The organism is Kitasatospora sp. SolWspMP-SS2h (assembly GCF_003259315.1).
Taxonomy (GTDB): Bacteria; Actinomycetota; Actinomycetes; order Streptomycetales; family Streptomycetaceae; genus Kitasatospora; species Kitasatospora fiedleri.
This window is the reverse complement of sequence record NZ_QLLT01000001.1, coordinates 481,836-499,289: the sequence shown is the minus strand read 5'-3', so window position 1 is coordinate 499,289 and position 17,454 is coordinate 481,836. Positions and strand designations below refer to the sequence as shown.

The window sequence follows — 17,454 nt, the reverse complement described above, 5'->3', positions numbered from 1 at the left end:
TTCGCGGTTCAGCGGCGGGCGAGACGCCGTTCGCCGCCCGCGCCGGTGGCGTAGTCGAGGTGGTAGTGCGCGAAGACCTCGGGCTCCTGTTCGGCGGTGAGCACGTCGTCCGTGCCAATGGACGGCGCGTTCTTCACGTCGCCGCGACCGAACGGCACCCGGAGGTAGTCGGGGCCCGCCACCGCGTCCGTGATCGGGACGAACACCAGCCGGTGCCGGCCCGGGAGGCCGACCGTCACGGTGGCGAAGGAGGGTGCGTCGGTGGCGGTGTCGACGTAGACGTTCTCCAGGCTGCCGATCTTCTTGTCGTCCTGGTCGACCACGTCGTGGTTGCGCCACTCCCGGATGTCGGCGATCTGGATCATTCACGGCCTCCGTGGGCTGGGCTCGGACCCCGATGGGCATCGGTCCGTTCCATGCTCACCGACGGGGGCGGGCGCCGCCCGTCCGGGCGCCTGCCGTTAGCCCTGATCGGCGGGCGGCGGTACTGCCGCGTCCGGTCGGGCGGGTGCGGGCGGGCCGCCGGGGAGCAGCAGGGCGGCGAGTTCGTCGAGCAGTTCGGCGGCCCGCCGGGCCTGGGCGGGGTCGGCGAGTGCTTCGGCGAGGAGCGGCTCGGCGGGGCGGGTGGCCCGGGCGCGGACGTAGCCGCGGGCGAGGGTGGAGACGGACAGCAGGGTGCGGCGTCCGTCGGCGGGGTCGGGGGCGGCGTCCAGCAGGCCGCGTTCGCGCAGGCGGGCGACGGAGGTGGAGACGTGGCTCTGGGCGAAGCCGGTGCGGACCCGGATGTCCTGCACCGAGCTGCCGGGGTGCTGGTACACGTCGGAGATCACCGCGATCTCGCCCGGGGTGAGCGTCGCCGAGGCGTGGTCGGCGACCATCGCCCGGCCCAGTTCGGTGAGCCGCTTGCCCAGTCGCAGAAGCCGTACGCCGTCCATGGCGGACAGGCTACTGCTCCACTGCATCCCCGCCGATGCATCTGCCCGGATGTATCGGCGGGGATGCGGTGACGGGGATGCGGCTGTGCGGATGCGCCCCGAGAGATCCATCTTCACAGATGCATCTGTGGCGATGTAGTTTGCGGGCATGACGACGAACGAGCCCGTGGGCTCCGGCCCCGGCACGCCCCGCGCCGCCCAGTTGAGCCCCGTCTCGCGCACCGCGCTCGCGGTGGCCCGGGTCCGCGCCTACGAGAGCAGCCGGCCGGAGCCGCTGTTCACCGACCCGTACGCGCTGGCGTTCATCGCGGCCTCCGGGACCCCGATGCCCACCGCCGCACCGGCCGGGCCGCTCGCCCAGTGGCTGGTGGCCCGGGGGATCATGCGCACCCGCTTCTACGATGACCGGCTGCTCGCCGCCGCCACCACCGCCGCCGACGACGGCGGCGGCGGCCAGGTGGTGGTGCTGGCGGCCGGGCTCGACACCCGGGCGTACCGGCTGGCCTGGCCGCCCGGCACCCGGCTGTTCGAGATCGACCTGCCGGCCGTCCTCGACTTCAAGCAGGAGGTCCTCGACGGGCAGGGGGCCGAGGCGAGCTGTGTCCGTACCGCGCTGCCCGCCGACCTGGCCGACCCCGCCTGGGCGGACCGGCTGCTGGCGGCCGGATTCGACCCGGGGCGGCCCACCAGTTGGCTGGCCGAAGGGCTGCTGGTCTACCTGGAGGCCGACCAGGCCGCCCGACTCCTCACCGCCGTGGGCGAGTTGTCGGCCCCCGGCAGCCGGCTGCTGACCGAGCAGGGCCGCGACGTCTCCCGGGTCACCGCCGAGGGCGCCCTCGGCGAGATGACCGCCCTGTGGCGCGGCGGCCTCGGAGCCGGTACCGCCGACTGGCTGGACGCGCACGGCTGGCGGACCGAGTACACCGCGATCGCCGATCTCGCCGTCGCGCTCGGACGCGGACTCCCGTCCACCGGGAGCTTCGACGGCTCCGGGTTCCTGGAGGCCCGTCGCGGGGGCTGAACCACCCTGCCGGGTAGGCCCGTTCGGCAAATTCCCCGATCCCGCCCCGATCCCGCCCCGATCCCGCTCCCACTCCGACCCGGGCCCGGACCCGGGCCCGGACGCGCGCCAGCGCGTTCACCGCCGACCGGGCGAACCGGCCGACGGTGAACGCGCGTTGAGGGGAGCGGGTAAGCAGATCGGCGGGTCAGGAGGTGGCGGTGCACACCGGCGTCGCGGTCGCCGCGGCCGACGCGTCGGTCCGGGTCGCCTGGACGCCGAAGGAGGTGGAGGCCGCCGGGGCCAGCGCCCCGTTGTAGGAAAGGTTCGTCGCGGTGACGGTCTGCCCGCTGCGGGTCACGTTCGCGCTCCAACTGCTGCTGATCTGGAGGCTGGTGGGCCACGCCCAGGAGACCTGCCAGCCCTTGACGGGCGCGCTGCCGGTGTTGGTGACGGTGACCGTCGCGGTCAGGCCGCTGCCCCAGTCGTTCAGGCTGATCGCCGCCGCGCACCCGGCGTTCGTCCCGCCGCCGCCGGTCGCGGTGGTCGCCGTCACCGCGGCCGAGGCCGCCGAGACGTTGCCCGCCGCGTCCTTCGCCCGGACGGTGTAGCTGTACGCCGTCGCCGCGCTCAACCCGCTGTCCGTGTAGGAGGTCGAGGCCGTCGAGGCGACCTTCGCACCGTTGCGGTACACGTCGTAGCCGGTGACCGCGGTGTTGTCGGTGGATGCCGTCCAGGACAGCGACACGCTGTTCGCGGTGGTGCCGGTGACCTTCAACCCGCCCGGGACGGTGGGGGCTTGGGTGTCGCCGCCCGGGTTGCCGCCGGTGGAGGAGCCGAAGCCCGGGGCCTTGACCGAGGCCAGGTAGCCGTCCTTGACCGTGTTGACCGTCGTCCAGTCGTCGTTCAGGATGCCGCCGGTGTCACCGGAGTTGGGGTTCCACGACCAGAACGTCCACTGGAAGGAGTCCGCGCCGGACGTCGCGGTCGGACGCAGGTACTGCACCAGCGCCTTCAACCACGCCTGGTCGACGGTGGACTGGAGCGTGGTGCCGAACTCGCCGACCCACACCGGGGCGATGTTCTGGTTGAACAGGTAGCCCCAGTTCTTGTCCCAGATGCCCGGCATGTTCGACGGGAAGCTCGGGTCGGAGAACCAGGTCTGCTGCGCCACGCTGGTCGCGTAGTCGTGCGCCGAGTACACCACCCGGTTGGGGACGCTCAGTTGGACGGGGTACTGCCCCGCGCCCTGGAGGTTGCCGCCCCACCAGTACGAGCTGCCGTTGAAGCTCTGCACGCCCTCGACGAAGACCAGCAGCTTCGGGTTGGCCGACAGCACCGCCTCGCCGCCGCGCTGGGCGGCCAGCCGCCAGTCGGTGGCGAGGTCGCCGCAGCCCCAGCAGGCCGGGTCGTGCGGCTCGTTGTGCAGGTCGATGCCGATCACGGCGGAGTTGTTCGCGTACCGGGCGGCGATCGACTTGAGGTTCGCCAGCCAGATGGACTCCGGCACCGCGGAGGTGTACCAGAGCGCCGACTGCCCGCCGGAGTCCGGGCGGTGGCGGTCCAGGATGACCTTCATGCCGACGTTGCCCGCGTAGTTGACCAGCTTGTCCATCACGCCGAGCGAGTTGAGGCCGACCAGGTCGGCGTTCATCCCGCTCGCGGTGTTGATGCTGGCCGGGGTGGTGCCCTTGAAGATGTCGTCGCTGTACGGCAGTCGGATGGTGTTGTAGCCGAGCGACTTCATCTGGTCGATCATCGACTTGTAGTCGCGGCTCCACAGGCCGTGGACCACGTAGTTGCCGGTTTCGAAGCCGAACCAGTTGATGCCCGCGATCCGCACCGGGTTCCCGGCCTCGTCCAGGATCTGCCGGCCGCTGGTGTGCCAGTAGCCGGCCCCGGCGGCGGCTGCTGCGGTGGTCGTGACGGCGGTCGTGGAGTCGGTCGTGGCGGCGTGGGCCATGGGGGCCGCCGGGGCGGAGAGCGTGGCGGCGAGCGCGGCGGCCAGGGCCGCCGCGCAGCCCGCCAGGCGGCGCGACAGGCGCCGGTGCAGCTGGAGGCGCATGGGTCTCGTTCCTCTCTGGACGCGGGTGGGGACGTCCGGTGGGGGTGGGGTGGTCCGAGACGTTCGTGGTGGGGGAAGATCGGGAGCGCTCCCACCTATCGCCCTCGCGGGCTTGCCATATGAAGCCAGACCGGACAGGTCATCGTCAAGAGTCTTGGGAGCGCTCCCACTTGAGGGTGGTGGTCCGCCCCGCCGCGATGAAACGTACATCGCGGCGGGAGGCCGGCGAGGCCGGGACGGGGGGCCGGGGCAGGCGGGGCGGAGGGGGCGGACGGGAGAGGCGCGGGGTCGGTGCGGGCCGGCGGAGTGACCGGGCGGCGGTCAGCGCGTTGACCACCGGTGGGCTGCGGTGATGGAGTCTGGACCGCCGGATGTGCGTCCACCCTACGAGGAGACTGGTTTCGATGGCGGATCGGCAGATCACCGTGGTCGGGGAGTGCGTCGCCGACGCCTTCGTCGAACGCGAGGGGGCCCGGCCGGGCGAACTCGCGCTGCGGGTGCTGCCCGGCGGCGGCCCGGCGAACACCGCCGTCGCCCTGGCCCGGCTCGGCACACCGACCCGGTTCGTCGGCCGGATCTCCGCCGACCCGTTCGGCACCCTCTTCCGCACCCACCTGACCGGCTCCGGCGTCGACCTGGCCGACACCGTCGCCGCCGCCGAAGCCAGCACCCTGGCCGTGGCCGCGCTCGACGGCGACGGCCGCGCCGAGTACTCCTTCCACGCCGAGGGCACCGCCGACTGGCAGTGGACCGACGAGGAACTCGCCCCCGCCCGCCAGGACGGCTCGGTGTGCCTGCACACCGGCTCGCTCGCCCTGGTCCGCGACCCCGGCGGCCGACGGATCGAGGACCTGCTCGCCGCCGCCCGCCCGCACACCACCGTCTCCGTCGACCCCAACGTCCGCCCGCTGCTGGTCGCCCCCGACACCTACCGGCGGCGGCTCGACCGCTGGTGCGAACTGGCCGACCTGCTGCGCCTCAGCGAGGACGACCTGCACGTCCTGTTCCCCGGCACCGCCCCCGAGGAGGCCTGCGACCGCTGGCACGCGGCGGGCGCCCGCCTGGTCGTGGTGACGCTCGCCGAACGCGGCGCACTCGCCTCGCTGGACGGCGAGCGGGTCCGGGTCCCCGCACCCGCGACGAAGGTGGTCGACACCGTCGGCGCGGGCGACGCCTTCACCGCCGGCCTGCTGCACTCCCTCGCCGCCCAGGGCCACCTCGGCGGCCGGCTCGACTCCCTCACCCCCGCCGACCTGGAACGCGCCTGCGCCTTCGCCGCCCGCGTCGCCGCCCGGACGGTCGCCGTTCCGGGCGCCGACCCGCCGTGGGCGGACGCCCTCTGACGAGTTGCCGGAAGAATCCCCTCGGGAAGGGGCTGGGCGGGGGCGCCGGAAGCGGTGGCGGGGGAGGGGGAGGGAGGGGAGTGGTGCCGGAACTGCCAGCGGGCTCGTGGTGGGAGTGGGACGTGGTGTCCTCGGCGCCGGAGCTGTTCGTCCTGGGCGCGGACTTCGACCTGTCGTACCACCACGGGTTGGAGCTGCGCTTCCACCGGCCGGTGTTCGTCCAGTGCCCGGAGTATTTCCTGGACCCGGTGTTCCGGGCGGCGACGGCGGCGGAAGCGGAGCGGGTAGCCGGGGCGGTCGGGGCGGTCGGCGGGTGGCCGGAGGTGGTGGTCGCGTTCGACTGCAACGTGGGCGAGGCCGCCCCGGCGGCCGGGCTGGTGGCCGCCCGGCGGCTGGAGGTCGTCGCCGGGGTGGTCTTCCGGTACTGGCGCGCACACCTGGAGCCGGGTCAGCGGCGGGCGCCCTGGGTACGGCCGCCGGGGGAGTGACGCGGCAGGCGCCAACCCCCTCGGGCGGGCGTCCCGGGCGGGCGCGGGTGGTGGGGTCCGGCGCCCGCCCGGGACGGGGGCTACTGGTCGGCGGTGAGCTTGCCGGCCTTGCCCTAGTTCTCGGCCGGGTACTCCTGGATCCACACCAGCACGCTCTCGGCCGGGCACTCCAGGGTCTCCACGAAGGCCGCGGTGATCCGCTCGACTAGTTCGCGCTTCTGCTCGACCTGGCGCGGGCCCTGCTGAATGGTGACGATCGGCATCTTCGGCTCCTGCGGTCCGTCCTGCGGGCCGGTCCTTCCGGCCGACACCAGTTCACCGGATCGGCCCGCCCGCACCCAGACCCGGTTCGCTCTCGCAGCGATCACGAACCCTGATCGTCACTGGCGGAAGCGGGAGCGGGAGCGGGCACGGACGCGACAGGTGCGGGCGGTCGGCGGCAGGCGGTCAGGAGCAGCCGGGGCGGCGGGGCGGAGCGCCGGACGGCGAGGGACACCGGCAGGGCCAGCGGGGTGCGGCAGGGGCGGAAGGCGATCCGGCGGGTGTTGGTCATCAGGGCGTTGGCGGCGTACACCACCGTCCACAGCGGGGCGCCGGTGCCGATCGCGGCGAGGGTGTTCTGCAGGGTGCTGTGCGCCGGGCCGAGCAGCGGCCGGAACCCGGCCCGGGCGCAGGCGTCCGTCACCAGGTCGACCAGGGTGGGGTGGTGGCGGCGCTCGGCCAGCAGCAGGGGCAGGTCGGCGAGGGTGGCGAGGTCGATCTCGGGCCGGTCGGCGAGGGGGTGCCCGGCGGGCAGGGCGATCACCAACTCGTCCTGCCAGAGCGGGAGGTAGCGCAGGTCCTGGTCCCGCTCCGGGACGGCGCCGCGGACGAAGGCGGCGTCCAGCCGGCCGTCCGCGAGGCGGGCCAGCCGTTCCCGGACGGGGGCGGAGTGCAGTTCGACGTGCACGGTCGGGGCCTGGCGACGGTAGGCGTCCAGGATGTCGTCGAGCCGCTCCCCGAGCCCGGTGACGGTGCCGAGCCGGAGCACGGTGGGTGCGGCCAGGTCGGCGGCGAGGGCCCGGGCCGCGTCCTCGGCCGCCAGCACGTTCCGGGCCGCGGGCAGGAAGCGCTCGCCCGCCGGGGTCAGGCGCACGTGGCGCGGCGAACGGTCGAACAGCTCGACCTTCAACTCCCGCTCCAGCCTCCGCACCTGCTGGCTCACGGCGGGCTGGCCGAGCAGCAGCCGCTCGGCGGCCCGCCCGAAGTGCAACTCCTCCGCGACGGCGACGAAGCAGCGCAACTGCCGTAGCTCCACGCGGTCCCCCCCGGTCCACGGCTCGACATCTCGGTATCTCGCTATCTCGACATTCCGGTATCCCGGCGTTCCGGCACTCCGGCGTTCCGGCACTCCGGCGTTCCGGCACTCCGGTCCCGTGGTCGACGGGGACCATGTTCGCAGCCGGGCGGGAGGAAGCTGCGGGAGGGAGCGGCGGAGGGGGCCGTCGAGGGGCCGCGAGGCGTAATTGAACGCGTTCAAGAGTCGGGGTACGTTCTTCTCCGTGAAGTACGTGATACCCGGCGGGACCGGGCAGGTCGGCACACTGCTGGAGCGCGCCCTGCGCGCCGACGGCCACGAGGTGGTGCTCCTCAGCCGGACGCCCACCGCCCCGCACCACGCGGCCTGGGACGGCCGGACCCTCGGCCCCTGGGCCGAGCAGCTGGACGGCGCCGACGTCGTGGTCAACCTGGCCGGGCGGACGGTCAGCTGCCGCTACACGCCGGAGAACCTACGGCAGATGATGGACTCCCGGGTCGACTCGACGCGGGTGGTCGGCGAGGCGATCGCCGCCGCGGCCCGCCCGCCCCGGGTCTGGCTCCAGATGAGCACGGCGACGGTGTACGCGCACCGTTTCGACGCCCCGAACGACGAGGCGACCGGCATCATCGGCGGCACCGAGCCGGACGTCCCGGACTACTGGGAGTACAGCGTCCGGATCGCCCGGAACTGGGAGGCCGCGCAGGACGCCGCCGCGACGCCCGCCACCCGGAAGGTCGCGCTGCGCAGCGCCATGGTCTTCAGCCCGGACCGGGGCGGTGTCTTCGACGTGCTGTCCTGGCTGACCCGGCTCGGCCTGGGCGGACCGGTCGCGGGCGGGCGGCAGTACGTCTCCTGGATCCACGAGCACGACTTCGTCCGGGCCGTGCGGTTCCTGGCCGAGCACGGGGAACTGGCCGGCCCGGTCAACCTGGCCGCCCCGAACCCGCTCCCGCAACGGGAGTTGATGCGGGAGCTGCGGCGCGCGAACGGCATGCCGGTGGGCCTGCCGGCCACCCGCCGGATGGCCGAGCTCGGCGCGTTCGCCCTCCGGACCGACACCGAACTGCTGCTGAAGAGCCGCCGGGTGGTGCCGGGACGGCTGCTGGAGGCGGGCTTCGCCTTCGACTTCCCGCACTGCGCCGACGCCGCCCGCGAGTTGGTCGCCCGCCGCAGGTCGTAACGTCGGGGAGGGCCGGCGCTGCCGCGGTCCCCGGGGTGTCGGAGGGCCCCGCCAGGATGGGGCGGTGGACACGGATGCGCGGCAACAGCAGCGGACGGGCGACGGCGGGGGCGTCTCCGTGGAGCTGAGGACGTTCCTGCGCAAAGCCGTCGCGGACGGCCCGACGGTGCTGCTCGGGTGCGCGTGCGAGGACTGCGGCGGGCGGGTGTTCACCGTCCGGGTGGACGGCGTCGAGGGCTGCGCCGGGCGCGAGTGCGTGCGCTGCAAGGGGCGGGACTTCCTCGCGGACAGCGCGGAGGTGTGGTGGGAGGCTGACCCGGCGGTGGCCGAATGCCCGTGTGGGGGAGACGAGTTCGAGGCGGCGGTGGCGTTCTCGCTGACGGCCGACGGCGCGGTCCGCTGGGTGGCGGTGGGGCCGCGCTGCCAGCGGGACGGTACGCCCGGGGTCCACGTCGACTGGAAGATCGACTACGCCCCGGTGGACCACCTGCTGCGTGCCGGGTGAGAGTGCCGGGGGCTGGAGGCGGGCCGGGGCTCCGAGGAGTGCCCTGGTAGATTGCGGCACCCTGCCGACGGGTTGGGAGAGGAGTGACAGATGACCGGAGTGTCCGAATCCGGGTCCGGGGCCGGGCCGAGTGCCGAGGGCGGCGGTGACCGGGACCGGGAGCCGGACGGCCTCTACGAGGCGTTCGCGGCCCGCACCCGGGGCACGCCCTACACCGTGACCCGCAGCGAGGACGGGCTGCTGCTCCAACTCGACCTCGCGGACCGGCACTGGCGCGGCTTCCTGTACGAGCACCGGATCTCCACCGACTACCGGATCGCCCTGCGCTTCGACCCGGTGGCCCGCACCTACACCCGCCCGCCAGCTCACCGAGCTGAGCTGGCGGGCGGGCCCCGGCCCCGGCGGGCCGGAGGTGTCGGCGTCGCGCAGCAGCGTGCGGGGCACCGTGATCCACAAGGAGGTCCGGCGGTTCCGCACGGTCGGCCCGGACGGGGTGACCGCCGCCGAATACCGCTTCGACTCCGGCGAGTTGACCGACCTGGTCGCCGAAGTGATGGACGGCACCGGCTGGACCCGCCGGATGGACCGCTCCACCCGGATCGGCCTGACCGTGGCCGGATCGGTGCTCGGCGCGATCGTGCTGGCCGGGCTGGTCGTGGCGGCCGTCCTGCTGCTCTGACCTCTGACCTCTGACCGCGACGGAGGCGGCGACAAGGGCGGGTGACGGGGCGCCGGGGTGGCGGATGACGGGCGCCGGGTGGCGGGCGCCGAGTGCCGGTCGGTCAGTCGGACTCGCGGGCGGGCCCGGAGGCGTAGGCGAGCGGGGGCGCGATCGCCTGGACGTCCGCGCCCGTGCCGACCCACAGGCCGATGAAGAGGGCGGCGGTGGCCTCCAGCAGCCCGGCCCGGTCGAGACCGCCGGCGAGGGCCGGGGTGCAGCCCAGGTCGGCGACCAGGGCGGAGACCCGGGCCAGGGACTCGGGGTCGTCGCCGCACAGCGGGACGGTCAGCGGGCGGCCGTCGAAGACCGGCGGACGCATCCGCCAGACGTCCTCGTGGCACAGGTTGAACGCCTTCACCACCTGTGCGCGGGGCGCGGCGGACGCCAACTGCTCGGCGGCGGAAGGACCGTGGCCGGTCAGCAGGCGGAAGCCGGGGCCGACCGGGTTGGTGCAGTCGACCAGGGTCCGCCCCGCGAGCGGTTCGGCCAGTGCCCGGACGACCTCCGTGCCCACGCCGAACGGCAGCGCGACCAGCACGACTTCGGCGTCCGCCACCGCCCCGCGCAGGTCGCCGGCGCGGGCACCCGCCCCGATCCGGTCGGCGGCGCGCCGGGCCCGGGCCAGGTCGCGCCCGCCGACGGTGAGCCGGTGCCCGGCCCGTGCCCAGCGGGTGCCCAGCGCGTCCGCCATGTTGCCCGTGCCCAGAATGCCGATCCGCATCGACTGACTCCCGTCCGTTCCGTGTGATCCCGTGGGTGACGGCCGCGTGAAGGCGGCGGCCTCGGATGCGAGCCTAGGGAGGCGGTCGGGCACCATTCGGTACGTGACCACCGATCCGCTGCTCGCCGACTGCCGGGCCCGCCTCGCCTTCGACCTGCTCTCCCACACCTGGAACGCCGTCCTGCTCTGGGCGTTGCGCGAGGGCCCGTACCGGCCCGTCGAGCTGCGCGAACGGATCGGCGGGATCAGCTCCAAGGTGCTCACCGAGACGCTGCGCCGCCTCCAGTACAACGGCCTGGTCGACCGCCACCCGCCGCGCCCCGACCGTCCCGGCGTGGCCTACGAACTCACCGCGCTGGGACGCAGCCTGCTGCCCGCCATCGACGCCTTCGGCGCGTGGGCCTTCGAGCACGGCGACGAGGTGATGGCCGCGCAGGAGGCCGCCGAGCGGTCGGGCGGCCCGGGGGTGTGACGCGGTGGTGCGGGGCACGGGCGTGACGGCGGGCCGAGCGGCGGGGTGCGCCGTAGCATGCGAAGGGCGGGGTCGGACGGCGGTCCGCCGCCGTCCGTCCGCCGTCCGCCGTCCGCCGTCCGTCCACCGTTCGGAGAGTCCGCGATGTCGTTGAACGACGAGGAACGTGTCCGTACCGCCGCCGAGTTGCGGGCCAACCTGGAGCTGACCGGCGTCCCGACGGACGCGATTCGGGAGGAACTCGGTTACGGAGAGCGGGAGTTCGAGAAGATCATGGGGGTGGCCGGGGCCGATCCGGCGAGCGTGTGGCGGGTGCGCGACCACCTGGAGGACCTGGTGGTGGCGGCGGGCCGCGAGCCGGTGCCCTACAGCGTGCTCACCGAGCAGGCCCGGGCGGCGGCCGAGCGCTGGTTCCCGCCGGTGAAGCGGGCCCCGCGGCGGGGCTGAACCGCCCGCTCCGGACGGATGCCGACGTCCTACCGGGTGACGGCCCATCGAATGGCGCACCCGCTGGCGCACCCGCGGCGACGACCGTCCGCCCGCGATCCGAAGCTCGCGGAGGACGGGCCGAGGGAGGCGTCCACGGGCCCGGGGTCCGCTCGGACGGTTCGGTACGGGGGCGTCGACGAGTGCGGAGCGCATCCGTGGTGGGGCCCGCGCGGCGACCGCGCGGGCTCCTGCCGTCGGCCGTCGCGGCGGTGGGTCAGTGCAGGCCGAGGCGGGCCGCGAGGTACGGGGCGGTGCGGCTGTCGGGGGAGGCGGCGAGGGCGGTGGGGGTGCCGGTGGCGAGGACGTGGCCGCCGGTGTCGCCGCCGCCGGGGCCGAGGTCGATGACGTGGTCGGCGCCGGCGATCAGGTCGAGGTCGTGTTCGGCGACCAGGACGGTGGCGCCCGCGTCGACCAGGTGGTGGAGCTGGGTGGTGAGCCGCTCGCTGTCGGCGGGGTGCAGGCCGGTGGTGGGTTCGTCCAGCAGGTAGAGGGTGTGGGTGCGCCGGGCGTGCTGGAGTTCGGCGGCGAGTTTGACGCGCTGGGCCTCGCCGCCGGAGAGTTCGGGGGCGGGCTGGCCCAGCCGCAGGTAGCCGAGGCCGACCTGCTGGAGGGTGGTCAGGACGCGGTGGGCGGGCGGGACGTCGGCGAGGAAGGCGGCGGCCTCGTCGACGGTGCGGGCGAGGACGTCGGCGATGGTGGCGCCGCGGTAGCCGATCTCCAGGGTCCGCGGGTTGTAGCGGCTGCCGTGGCAGTCCGGGCAGGGGCTCCACGCGGTGGGCAGGAACAGCAGCTCGACCTCGATCGCGCCCGCGCCCTCGCAGGTCGGGCAGCGTCCGGCGGCCACGTTGAAGGAGAACCGGCCCGCGCCGTAGCCGCGCGCCCTCGCCTCCTCGGTGGCGGCGAACAGCTTGCGGACGGTGTCCAGCAGGCCGGTGTACGTGGCCAGGTTGGAGCGCGGGGTGCGGCCCAGCGGGGTCTGGTCGAAGGTCACCACGCGGTGGGTGCCGGCGGCTTCGGCTGCCGCCGCGGCGAGCAGCGTCGACTTGCCCGCGCCCGAGACGCCGGTGACGGCGGTCAGCACGCCCAGCGGCACGTCCACGTCGACGCCGCGCAGGTTGTGCCGGGTGACGCCGCGCAGGCGCAGCACCCCGGAGGGGGTGCGGTCGCGGGAGGGCGGCGGGGGCGGCGGGTCGAACAGGAAACGGCGGGTGGCGGAGTCGTCCACCGCGCGCAGGCCGTCCACCGGCCCGCTGTACAGGACGCGTCCGCCGCCGGAGCCCGCGGCCGGGCCGACGTCCACCAGCCAGTCCGCGCCGCGCACCACCGCCATGTCGTGCTCGACCACGAACACCGAGTTGCCCGCGGCCCGCAGCTCGGCCAGGACGCGCCGCAGCGCCTCGGTGTCGGCCGGGTGCAGGCCCGCCGAGGGCTCGTCCAGGACGTACACCACGCCGAACAGTCCGGAGCGCAACTGGGTGGCCAGACGCAGGCGTTGGAGTTCGCCGGTGGACAGGGTGGGGGCGGCGCGGTCGAGCGAGAGGTAGCCGAGGCCGAGCCGGGACAGGGCGGTGAGGCGGTCGGCGAGGTCGGCGGTGATCAGCCCGGCGGGGCCGTCCCCGGCGGTGTACGGGCGCAGCAGGTCGGCGAGGCGGGCGGCCGGGAGGGCGGCCAGGCCGGTGATCGGCAGGCCCGCGAAGGTGACGGCCAGCGCCTCGGGGCGCAGCCGGTGGCCGTGGCAGTTCGGGCAGGTGGACTGCTCCAGGAAGGCGGCGGCCCGGGTGCGGGCGGCCTCGCTGCGGGACTCGGCGAAGGACTTCAGGACCAGGCGGCGGGCGCTGCTGTACTTGCCCCGGTAGGGGCGCTGGACGCGGCCGGGCTCGCGCTCGGGGTGGACGGTGACCACCGGCTGCTCGTCGGTGAACAGGATCCACTCCCGTTCGGCGGCCGGCAGTTCGCGCCACGGCCGGTCCAGGTCGTGGCCGAGCGCGCCCAGGATGTCGCGCAGGTTCTTGCCCTGCCAGGCGCCGGGCCAGGACGCGACGGCGCCCTGCCGGATCGACAGCGAGTCGTCGGGCACCAGCGAACGCTCCGTCACCCGGTGCAGTACGCCCTGCCCGTGGCACTCCGGGCAGGCGCCCGCCGGGGTGTTCGCCGAGAACGCGTCGGAGTCCAGCCGGGGCGCGCCCGGCGGGTAGTCGCCGCAGCGGGAGAGCAGCATCCGCAGCAGGTTGGACATGGTGCTGATGGTGCCGACCGAGGAGCGGGAGGACGGCACGGAGCGGCGCTGCTCCAGGGCGACGGCCGGGGGCATGCCCGTCACCGCGTCCACCTGCGGGGCCTCGACCTGGCGCAGCAGGCGGCGGGCGTAGGGCGAGACGGACTCCAGGTAGCGGTGCTGGGCCTGGGCGAACAGCGTGCCGAAGGCCAGCGAGGACTTGCCCGAGCCGGACACGCCGGTGAACGCGACCACCGCGCCGCGCGGGACGGCCACCGACACGTCCCGCAGGTTGTGCACCCGGGCGCCGCGCACCCGCACCATGCCGTCGTCGTCGTAGCGGTCGGCGCTGTCGTACGGGCCGTCGCCGTCGGGTCGGGCGCCGCCGCGGTCGGTCTGGGTGTCGTTCACCGCGCCACGCTAACCCGGGGCGGGGCGCGGGGCGGGGAACGGCACCGGGTGAAACCTCCCGGACGGGGCCGGTGGCGGCGGGGTCAGCCGTCGGCGGGGTCAGCTGTCGGTGCGGCGGGCGTGGTGCAGTTCGACGAAGGAGGCGACCTTCGCCCGCACCGCCCAGGGGTCGACCGGCTTGGGGAGGAAGTCGGCGCCGCCCGCGGCGTAGGCGCGCATCGCGTGGTCGGGGCCGCTGCCGATGGCGGTGACGAAGACGATCGGGATGTCGCGGGTGCGGGCCCGGCTCCGGATGTGCGCGGCGGTCTCGTAGCCGTCCATGCCGGGCATCTGCACGTCCAGCAGGATCGCGGCGTACCCGTCCGGCTCCATCAGCGCGCGCAGCGCGTCGGGGCCGGAGGTCGTGGAGACCAGCTGGTGGCCGTGCGGGCCGAGCAGGGCCTCCAGGACGACCAGGTTCTCGCGGCGGTCGTCCACCAGCAGGATCTTCGGCGGCGGCCCTTCCCCGTTCCCGTGGCTGTCGCCGTCCGTCGGGGAGCCGCCGGTGGGCCCGGGCGGGGCGGCCGTGGTGCCCTGCTGGCTTTCCACCAGGGTGAGTTGGCGGCGCAGCAGGGCGTGGCGGGCCGCGGCCCGGGCGGACTGTTCGCGCGCCCGCTCGGACCGCTCGGCGAGCAGCGCGACGCGTTCGGCGAGGGCGGCACGTCCGGGGTCCTCGGGGTGCTCGGGGTCGTCGGAGTGTCCGGTGGACGCGGGCGGTGACCCGGCGAGGGTCCGACGGTCGCGGGACAGCGCGCGTTCGGCCTGCTCGGCCTCCTCGTCCGCCTCCTGCATCTCCCGTTCGGCGGCGTGCAGTTGACCTTCGAGCTGGCAGACGGCCCGGCCGATCGGCCGGGCGACCCGCAGCGCGGCCATCCGCGACCGGCGCAGCCGCGCCCGGGCGCACTCCGGCGCGGGGACGTCGGCGCGGGCGGCGACCCGGGTGTCGAGCAGCGCCTCGACGAACTCCCACGGCGGAATCCGCACGGCAGCGAGGAAGTCGGCGAGCGCATCCGGTCCCAGTCCGCAGCGGGCGGCCACGCCGTCCACCGCCGGGGCGTCCAGGCCACGGCAGAGCGCCCGCAGCTCCTCGGCGAACTCCCGCTGCTCCGCAACCGGTTGGGCACCCGCCGACGGGAGGCCGTCCACGGCCGTCACCAGCCGCACCCCGTCGGAAGCGCCGCCGTCGACCGTGTCCGCGTCCGCACCCGTGCCCCTCCCGTCGTTCCCGCCGACCCGTGCGGCCGGACGTCCCCCCGCCCGGAACGGCGGATGCGGCCGCGTCCGACCGAGGACGGCTGAGGACGGCGACAATACGGCACCGGAGCGGGAATTGACGTACGGTCAGGTCACGGTTCGGGGGCGTTCGGAGGTGCACCGGCCCGATCCGGCCGATCCGGTGCCTCCGCGGGGCCGACCGCCGGGCGCACCGCCTGACCTGCCGCGCCGGGTGGCGCGGGGGTGGCGGAGCCGCCGGGCGGGCGGTCGGGCCGTGCGGGTCGGTGGGAAGGGGCGCACGGCCGGATGCGCGGTGCGGTGGACAGGTGCCTCCACTGCCTTGGCGGGTCGAAGAGTTGACGAGACGTCAGTTCGCTGCGGACAGGGCCGTGCCGCAGCGCAGGTTCCAGCGGGCGGCGCGTCCGCTGAGGTGGGTGGCGGTGAGGGGGGCCACGTCCAGGCGCCAGAACGCGGCGGGCGGCAGGGCCAAGGCGTGCACCACGGCGGCCCGGACGACGGCCGGTTCGGCGACGGCCAGCAGGCGGCCGGTGTCGGCGGGCAGGGCGTCCAGCCAGCGGCCGACCCGGGCCAGCAGGGCGGTGACGGACTCCCCGCCGGGCGGGGCGAAGTCCGGGTCGGACAGCCAGGCGGCGAGCGCCCGCGGCTCGGCGGCGGCGAGTTCGGCCAGCGGACGGCCGCGCCAGGCGCCCGCGTCCAGGTCCGCCAGCGCGGGCTCGACGGCGTCCGGAACCAGACCCAGCGCCCCGGCGGTCTGCCGGCAGCGCGGGGAGGGCGCGGACAGCACGCGGTCGGCCCGGGGCGCGGCGAGGACGCGGGCCGGGGCCAGCTCGGCCTCCGTCAGCGGGCGGTCGTCCCCGAACCGCGCCCCGTGCAGCTCCGCGCCGAGCGCCGGGGCGATCAGGGCCACCCGGACCGTTCGGACTCCCGTGGTCATGCCGCCCACCGGCCGGACACCCACCGGCCGTACGTGCGCCGGTCGGACGTGCACCGTCCGGGCGCAGGGGGGCGGCCCGCCGGCGAACCGGCGGGGGCCGGGGCGACCAACATCACCCGGAGCTCCACAGCGCCTCCCTCCCGGGGACCATTCGTGCACGCATTGGTAGCACGGCGTGCCGCGCCCCTGGCGGGGCCCGCCCGGGAACGGTACCTTCTCGGCGAACAAGTCCACATCAACGACGGTGCGTGGAAGTCCGGTGAGAGCCCGGCACGGTCGCGCCACTGTGAACCCGGAGCCGCCCAGGCGGCCGACGGGAAGTCAGACCCGCCTCCGTCGACCCTGCTCCACACGACACGGGACGCGAGTTCCCGCAAGGAGGTCACACCGCCATGGCTCACCCCATAGCGCCCGCCGCCACGCCGGCCATCACCCCCCTCTCCGTCAAGGCGATCGCGCCCTGGGCGGTCTTCTTCGGCATCCTGCTGCTCACCCTGCTCTACTTCGTCGGCGCCGAGCAGGGCGCCACCTCGCTGGTCTCCGGCGAGAGCGTGCACGAGTGGGTGCACGACGGCCGGCACCTGCTCGGCTTCCCCTGCCACTGACCCGCCCGGCAGAAGAAGCGAGCACCTGCGCACATGAACTCCCACATCGTCAGAAACCTGCTGGTCCGCGGCATGCTCGCCGGGCTCGGCGCGGGCGTCCTCGCCCTGATCGTGGCCTACCTGCTCGGCGAACCCCGGGTGGACGCCGCGATCGCCTTCGAGGACTCCCACAGCCACGAGCACGGCGAGGAACTGGTCAGCCGCACCCTCCAGTCCACCGCGGGCCTGGCCACCGGCATCCTGGTCTACGGCATCGCGCTCGGCGGCATCGCCGCCCTCGCGTACTGCTTCGCCCTCGGCCGCACCGGCCGCTTCGGCCCCCGGGCCGCCGCCCTGCTGCTCTCCGGCGCGGCGCTGGCCTCCGTCTACCTCGTCCCGTTCCTCAAGTACCCGGCCAACCCGCCGTCGGTGGGCGACCCGGACACCATCGGCAAGCGCACCACCCTGTACTTCCTGATGATGCTGCTGAGCGTGCTGCTCGCCGTCGCCGCCGTGGTGGCCGGCAAGCAGCTCGCCCCGCGGCTGGGCAACTGGAACGCCACGATCGTGGCCGGGCTCGGCTACGCCGTGCTGATCGGCATCGGGTACGTCCTGCTGCCCGCGATCAACGAGGTCCCTGAGGACTTCTCCGCCACCCTGCTCTGGCAGTTCCGGGTCGCGGCCCTGGCCATCCAGCTCACCCTCTGGCTGTCCTTCGGCCTGCTCTTCGGCCACCTCGCCGAGCGGCTCCTGCTGCCCAAGCCGGCCCGCACCGCCGAGCCGGCCGCCACGGCGGCCCCCGCCGCCCGCTAGCGG

The 17,454-nt window shown here is 75.0% G+C and carries 19 protein-coding genes; 10 read left to right on the top strand and 9 right to left on the bottom strand.

The genetic code is table 11. From position 1 onward, the window contains the following. Positions 1–8 precede the first annotated feature (8 nt). Together K353_RS02170 and K353_RS02165 are read right to left on the bottom strand one after the other, a co-directional pair. Positions 9–365 carry a PRC-barrel domain-containing protein gene (locus K353_RS02170; RefSeq protein ID WP_111551801.1) on the bottom strand — a complete coding sequence of 119 codons (357 nt, stop codon included), beginning with the start codon at positions 363–365 and terminating at the stop codon, positions 9–11. Between the two features lie 96 nt (positions 366–461). Further along, positions 462–935, bottom strand: coding sequence for a MarR family winged helix-turn-helix transcriptional regulator (locus K353_RS02165; protein WP_111551800.1), 474 nt, complete (start codon positions 933–935; stop codon positions 462–464). Positions 936–1,083: 148 nt separating this feature from the next. Between K353_RS02165 and K353_RS02160 the strand changes: the two genes are divergently transcribed. Continuing rightward, positions 1,084–1,956, top strand: coding sequence for an SAM-dependent methyltransferase (locus tag K353_RS02160; protein WP_111551799.1), 873 nt, complete (start codon positions 1,084–1,086; stop codon positions 1,954–1,956). Between the two features lie 187 nt (positions 1,957–2,143). Here the strand turns inward: K353_RS02160 and K353_RS02155 are convergent, their stop codons facing one another. Further along, positions 2,144–4,000, bottom strand: coding sequence for a cellulase family glycosylhydrolase (locus K353_RS02155; protein WP_111551798.1), 1,857 nt, complete (start codon positions 3,998–4,000; stop codon positions 2,144–2,146). Positions 4,001–4,404: 404 nt separating this feature from the next. Here K353_RS02155 and K353_RS02150 point away from each other — a divergent pair, with 404 nt between their 5' ends. Together K353_RS02150 and K353_RS02145 are read left to right on the top strand one after the other, a co-directional pair. Beyond that, a complete protein-coding gene (locus K353_RS02150) occupies positions 4,405–5,343 on the top strand; it encodes a carbohydrate kinase (protein WP_111551797.1) in 939 nt (312 codons plus the stop codon). Between the two features lie 83 nt (positions 5,344–5,426). Beyond that, the gene (locus K353_RS02145; RefSeq protein ID WP_146616370.1) at positions 5,427–5,831 is read left to right on the top strand and encodes a hypothetical protein; all 405 of its coding nucleotides are present in this window, start codon (positions 5,427–5,429) and stop codon (positions 5,829–5,831) included. 113 nt (positions 5,832–5,944) lie between these two features. Here K353_RS02145 and dmpI read toward each other — a convergent pair whose 3' ends face one another. Next, entirely contained in the window at positions 5,945–6,094 is a 150-nt protein-coding gene (gene dmpI / locus K353_RS02140; protein WP_111551795.1) for a 4-oxalocrotonate tautomerase DmpI, read from the bottom strand. Between the two features lie 101 nt (positions 6,095–6,195). Next, on the bottom strand, positions 6,196–7,128 hold the full coding sequence (locus tag K353_RS02135; RefSeq protein WP_111551794.1) for a LysR family transcriptional regulator: 933 nt from the start codon (positions 7,126–7,128) through the stop codon (positions 6,196–6,198). Between the two features lie 244 nt (positions 7,129–7,372). On the opposite strand from K353_RS02135, the gene K353_RS02130 reads away from it, so the two are divergent. The 3 genes from K353_RS02130 to K353_RS02120 all read left to right on the top strand — a co-directional run bounded on the left by K353_RS02130 (position 7,373) and on the right by K353_RS02120 (position 9,495). Then, on the top strand, positions 7,373–8,311 hold the full coding sequence (locus tag K353_RS02130) for a TIGR01777 family oxidoreductase (protein ID WP_111551793.1): 939 nt from the start codon (positions 7,373–7,375) through the stop codon (positions 8,309–8,311). Between the two features lie 64 nt (positions 8,312–8,375). Next, complete coding sequence (locus K353_RS02125) at positions 8,376–8,816, top strand: hypothetical protein (RefSeq protein WP_111551792.1); 441 nt, start codon at positions 8,376–8,378, stop codon at positions 8,814–8,816. A gap of 445 nt (positions 8,817–9,261) precedes the next feature. Then, the gene (locus tag K353_RS02120; RefSeq protein ID WP_146616369.1) at positions 9,262–9,495 is read left to right on the top strand and encodes a hypothetical protein; all 234 of its coding nucleotides are present in this window, start codon (positions 9,262–9,264) and stop codon (positions 9,493–9,495) included. Between the two features lie 103 nt (positions 9,496–9,598). On the opposite strand, the gene K353_RS02115 is transcribed toward K353_RS02120, so the two are convergent. Beyond that, a complete protein-coding gene (locus K353_RS02115; protein ID WP_111551790.1) occupies positions 9,599–10,258 on the bottom strand; it encodes an NADPH-dependent F420 reductase in 660 nt (219 codons plus the stop codon). A gap of 103 nt (positions 10,259–10,361) precedes the next feature. On the opposite strand from K353_RS02115, the gene K353_RS02110 reads away from it, so the two are divergent. Both K353_RS02110 and K353_RS02105 read left to right on the top strand, forming a co-directional pair. Further along, on the top strand, positions 10,362–10,730 hold the full coding sequence (locus K353_RS02110) for a helix-turn-helix domain-containing protein (protein ID WP_111551789.1): 369 nt from the start codon (positions 10,362–10,364) through the stop codon (positions 10,728–10,730). Positions 10,731–10,874: 144 nt separating this feature from the next. Then, entirely contained in the window at positions 10,875–11,177 is a 303-nt protein-coding gene (locus K353_RS02105) for a DUF2316 family protein (RefSeq protein ID WP_158585310.1), read from the top strand. Positions 11,178–11,433: 256 nt separating this feature from the next. Here the strand turns inward: K353_RS02105 and K353_RS02100 are convergent, their stop codons facing one another. The 3 genes from K353_RS02100 to K353_RS02090 all read right to left on the bottom strand — a co-directional run bounded on the left by K353_RS02100 (position 11,434) and on the right by K353_RS02090 (position 16,054). Next, complete coding sequence (locus tag K353_RS02100) at positions 11,434–13,758, bottom strand: excinuclease ABC subunit UvrA (RefSeq protein ID WP_111551870.1); 2,325 nt, start codon at positions 13,756–13,758, stop codon at positions 11,434–11,436. A gap of 186 nt (positions 13,759–13,944) precedes the next feature. Continuing rightward, positions 13,945–15,039 (bottom strand): two-component system response regulator, encoded by a 1,095-nt coding sequence (locus K353_RS02095; RefSeq protein ID WP_146616368.1) that lies wholly within the window; start codon positions 15,037–15,039, stop codon positions 13,945–13,947. A 427-nt stretch (positions 15,040–15,466) separates the two neighbouring features. Next, a complete protein-coding gene (locus tag K353_RS02090) occupies positions 15,467–16,054 on the bottom strand; it encodes a histidine phosphatase family protein (RefSeq protein ID WP_111551786.1) in 588 nt (195 codons plus the stop codon). Between the two features lie 392 nt (positions 16,055–16,446). Between K353_RS02090 and K353_RS02085 the strand changes: the two genes are divergently transcribed. Beyond that, a complete protein-coding gene (locus K353_RS02085) occupies positions 16,447–16,659 on the top strand; it encodes a CbtB-domain containing protein (RefSeq protein ID WP_111551785.1) in 213 nt (70 codons plus the stop codon). 33 nt (positions 16,660–16,692) lie between these two features. Further along, the gene (locus K353_RS02080) at positions 16,693–17,451 is read left to right on the top strand and encodes a CbtA family protein (RefSeq protein WP_111551784.1); all 759 of its coding nucleotides are present in this window, start codon (positions 16,693–16,695) and stop codon (positions 17,449–17,451) included. Positions 17,452–17,454: the final 3 nt, after the last annotated feature.

Excerpts from the sequence above, each read along its gene's own strand:
- K353_RS02170 (WP_111551801.1), bottom strand. The coding sequence starts at position 365 with ATGATCCAGATCGCCGACATCCGGGAGTGGCGCAACCACGACGTGGTC.
- K353_RS02165 (WP_111551800.1), bottom strand. The coding sequence starts at position 935 with ATGGACGGCGTACGGCTTCTGCGACTGGGCAAGCGGCTCACCGAACTG.
- K353_RS02160 (WP_111551799.1), top strand. The coding sequence starts at position 1,084 with ATGACGACGAACGAGCCCGTGGGCTCCGGCCCCGGCACGCCCCGCGCC.
- K353_RS02155 (WP_111551798.1), bottom strand. The coding sequence starts at position 4,000 with ATGCGCCTCCAGCTGCACCGGCGCCTGTCGCGCCGCCTGGCGGGCTGC.
- K353_RS02150 (WP_111551797.1), top strand. The coding sequence starts at position 4,405 with ATGGCGGATCGGCAGATCACCGTGGTCGGGGAGTGCGTCGCCGACGCC.
- dmpI (WP_111551795.1), bottom strand. The coding sequence starts at position 6,094 with ATGCCGATCGTCACCATTCAGCAGGGCCCGCGCCAGGTCGAGCAGAAG.
- K353_RS02115 (WP_111551790.1), bottom strand. The coding sequence starts at position 10,258 with ATGCGGATCGGCATTCTGGGCACGGGCAACATGGCGGACGCGCTGGGC.
- K353_RS02105 (WP_158585310.1), top strand. The coding sequence starts at position 10,875 with ATGTCGTTGAACGACGAGGAACGTGTCCGTACCGCCGCCGAGTTGCGG.
- K353_RS02100 (WP_111551870.1), bottom strand. The coding sequence starts at position 13,758 with ATGGTGCGGGTGCGCGGCGCCCGGGTGCACAACCTGCGGGACGTGTCG.
- K353_RS02090 (WP_111551786.1), bottom strand. The coding sequence starts at position 16,054 with ATGACCACGGGAGTCCGAACGGTCCGGGTGGCCCTGATCGCCCCGGCG.
- K353_RS02085 (WP_111551785.1), top strand. The coding sequence starts at position 16,447 with ATGGCTCACCCCATAGCGCCCGCCGCCACGCCGGCCATCACCCCCCTC.
- K353_RS02080 (WP_111551784.1), top strand. The coding sequence starts at position 16,693 with ATGAACTCCCACATCGTCAGAAACCTGCTGGTCCGCGGCATGCTCGCC.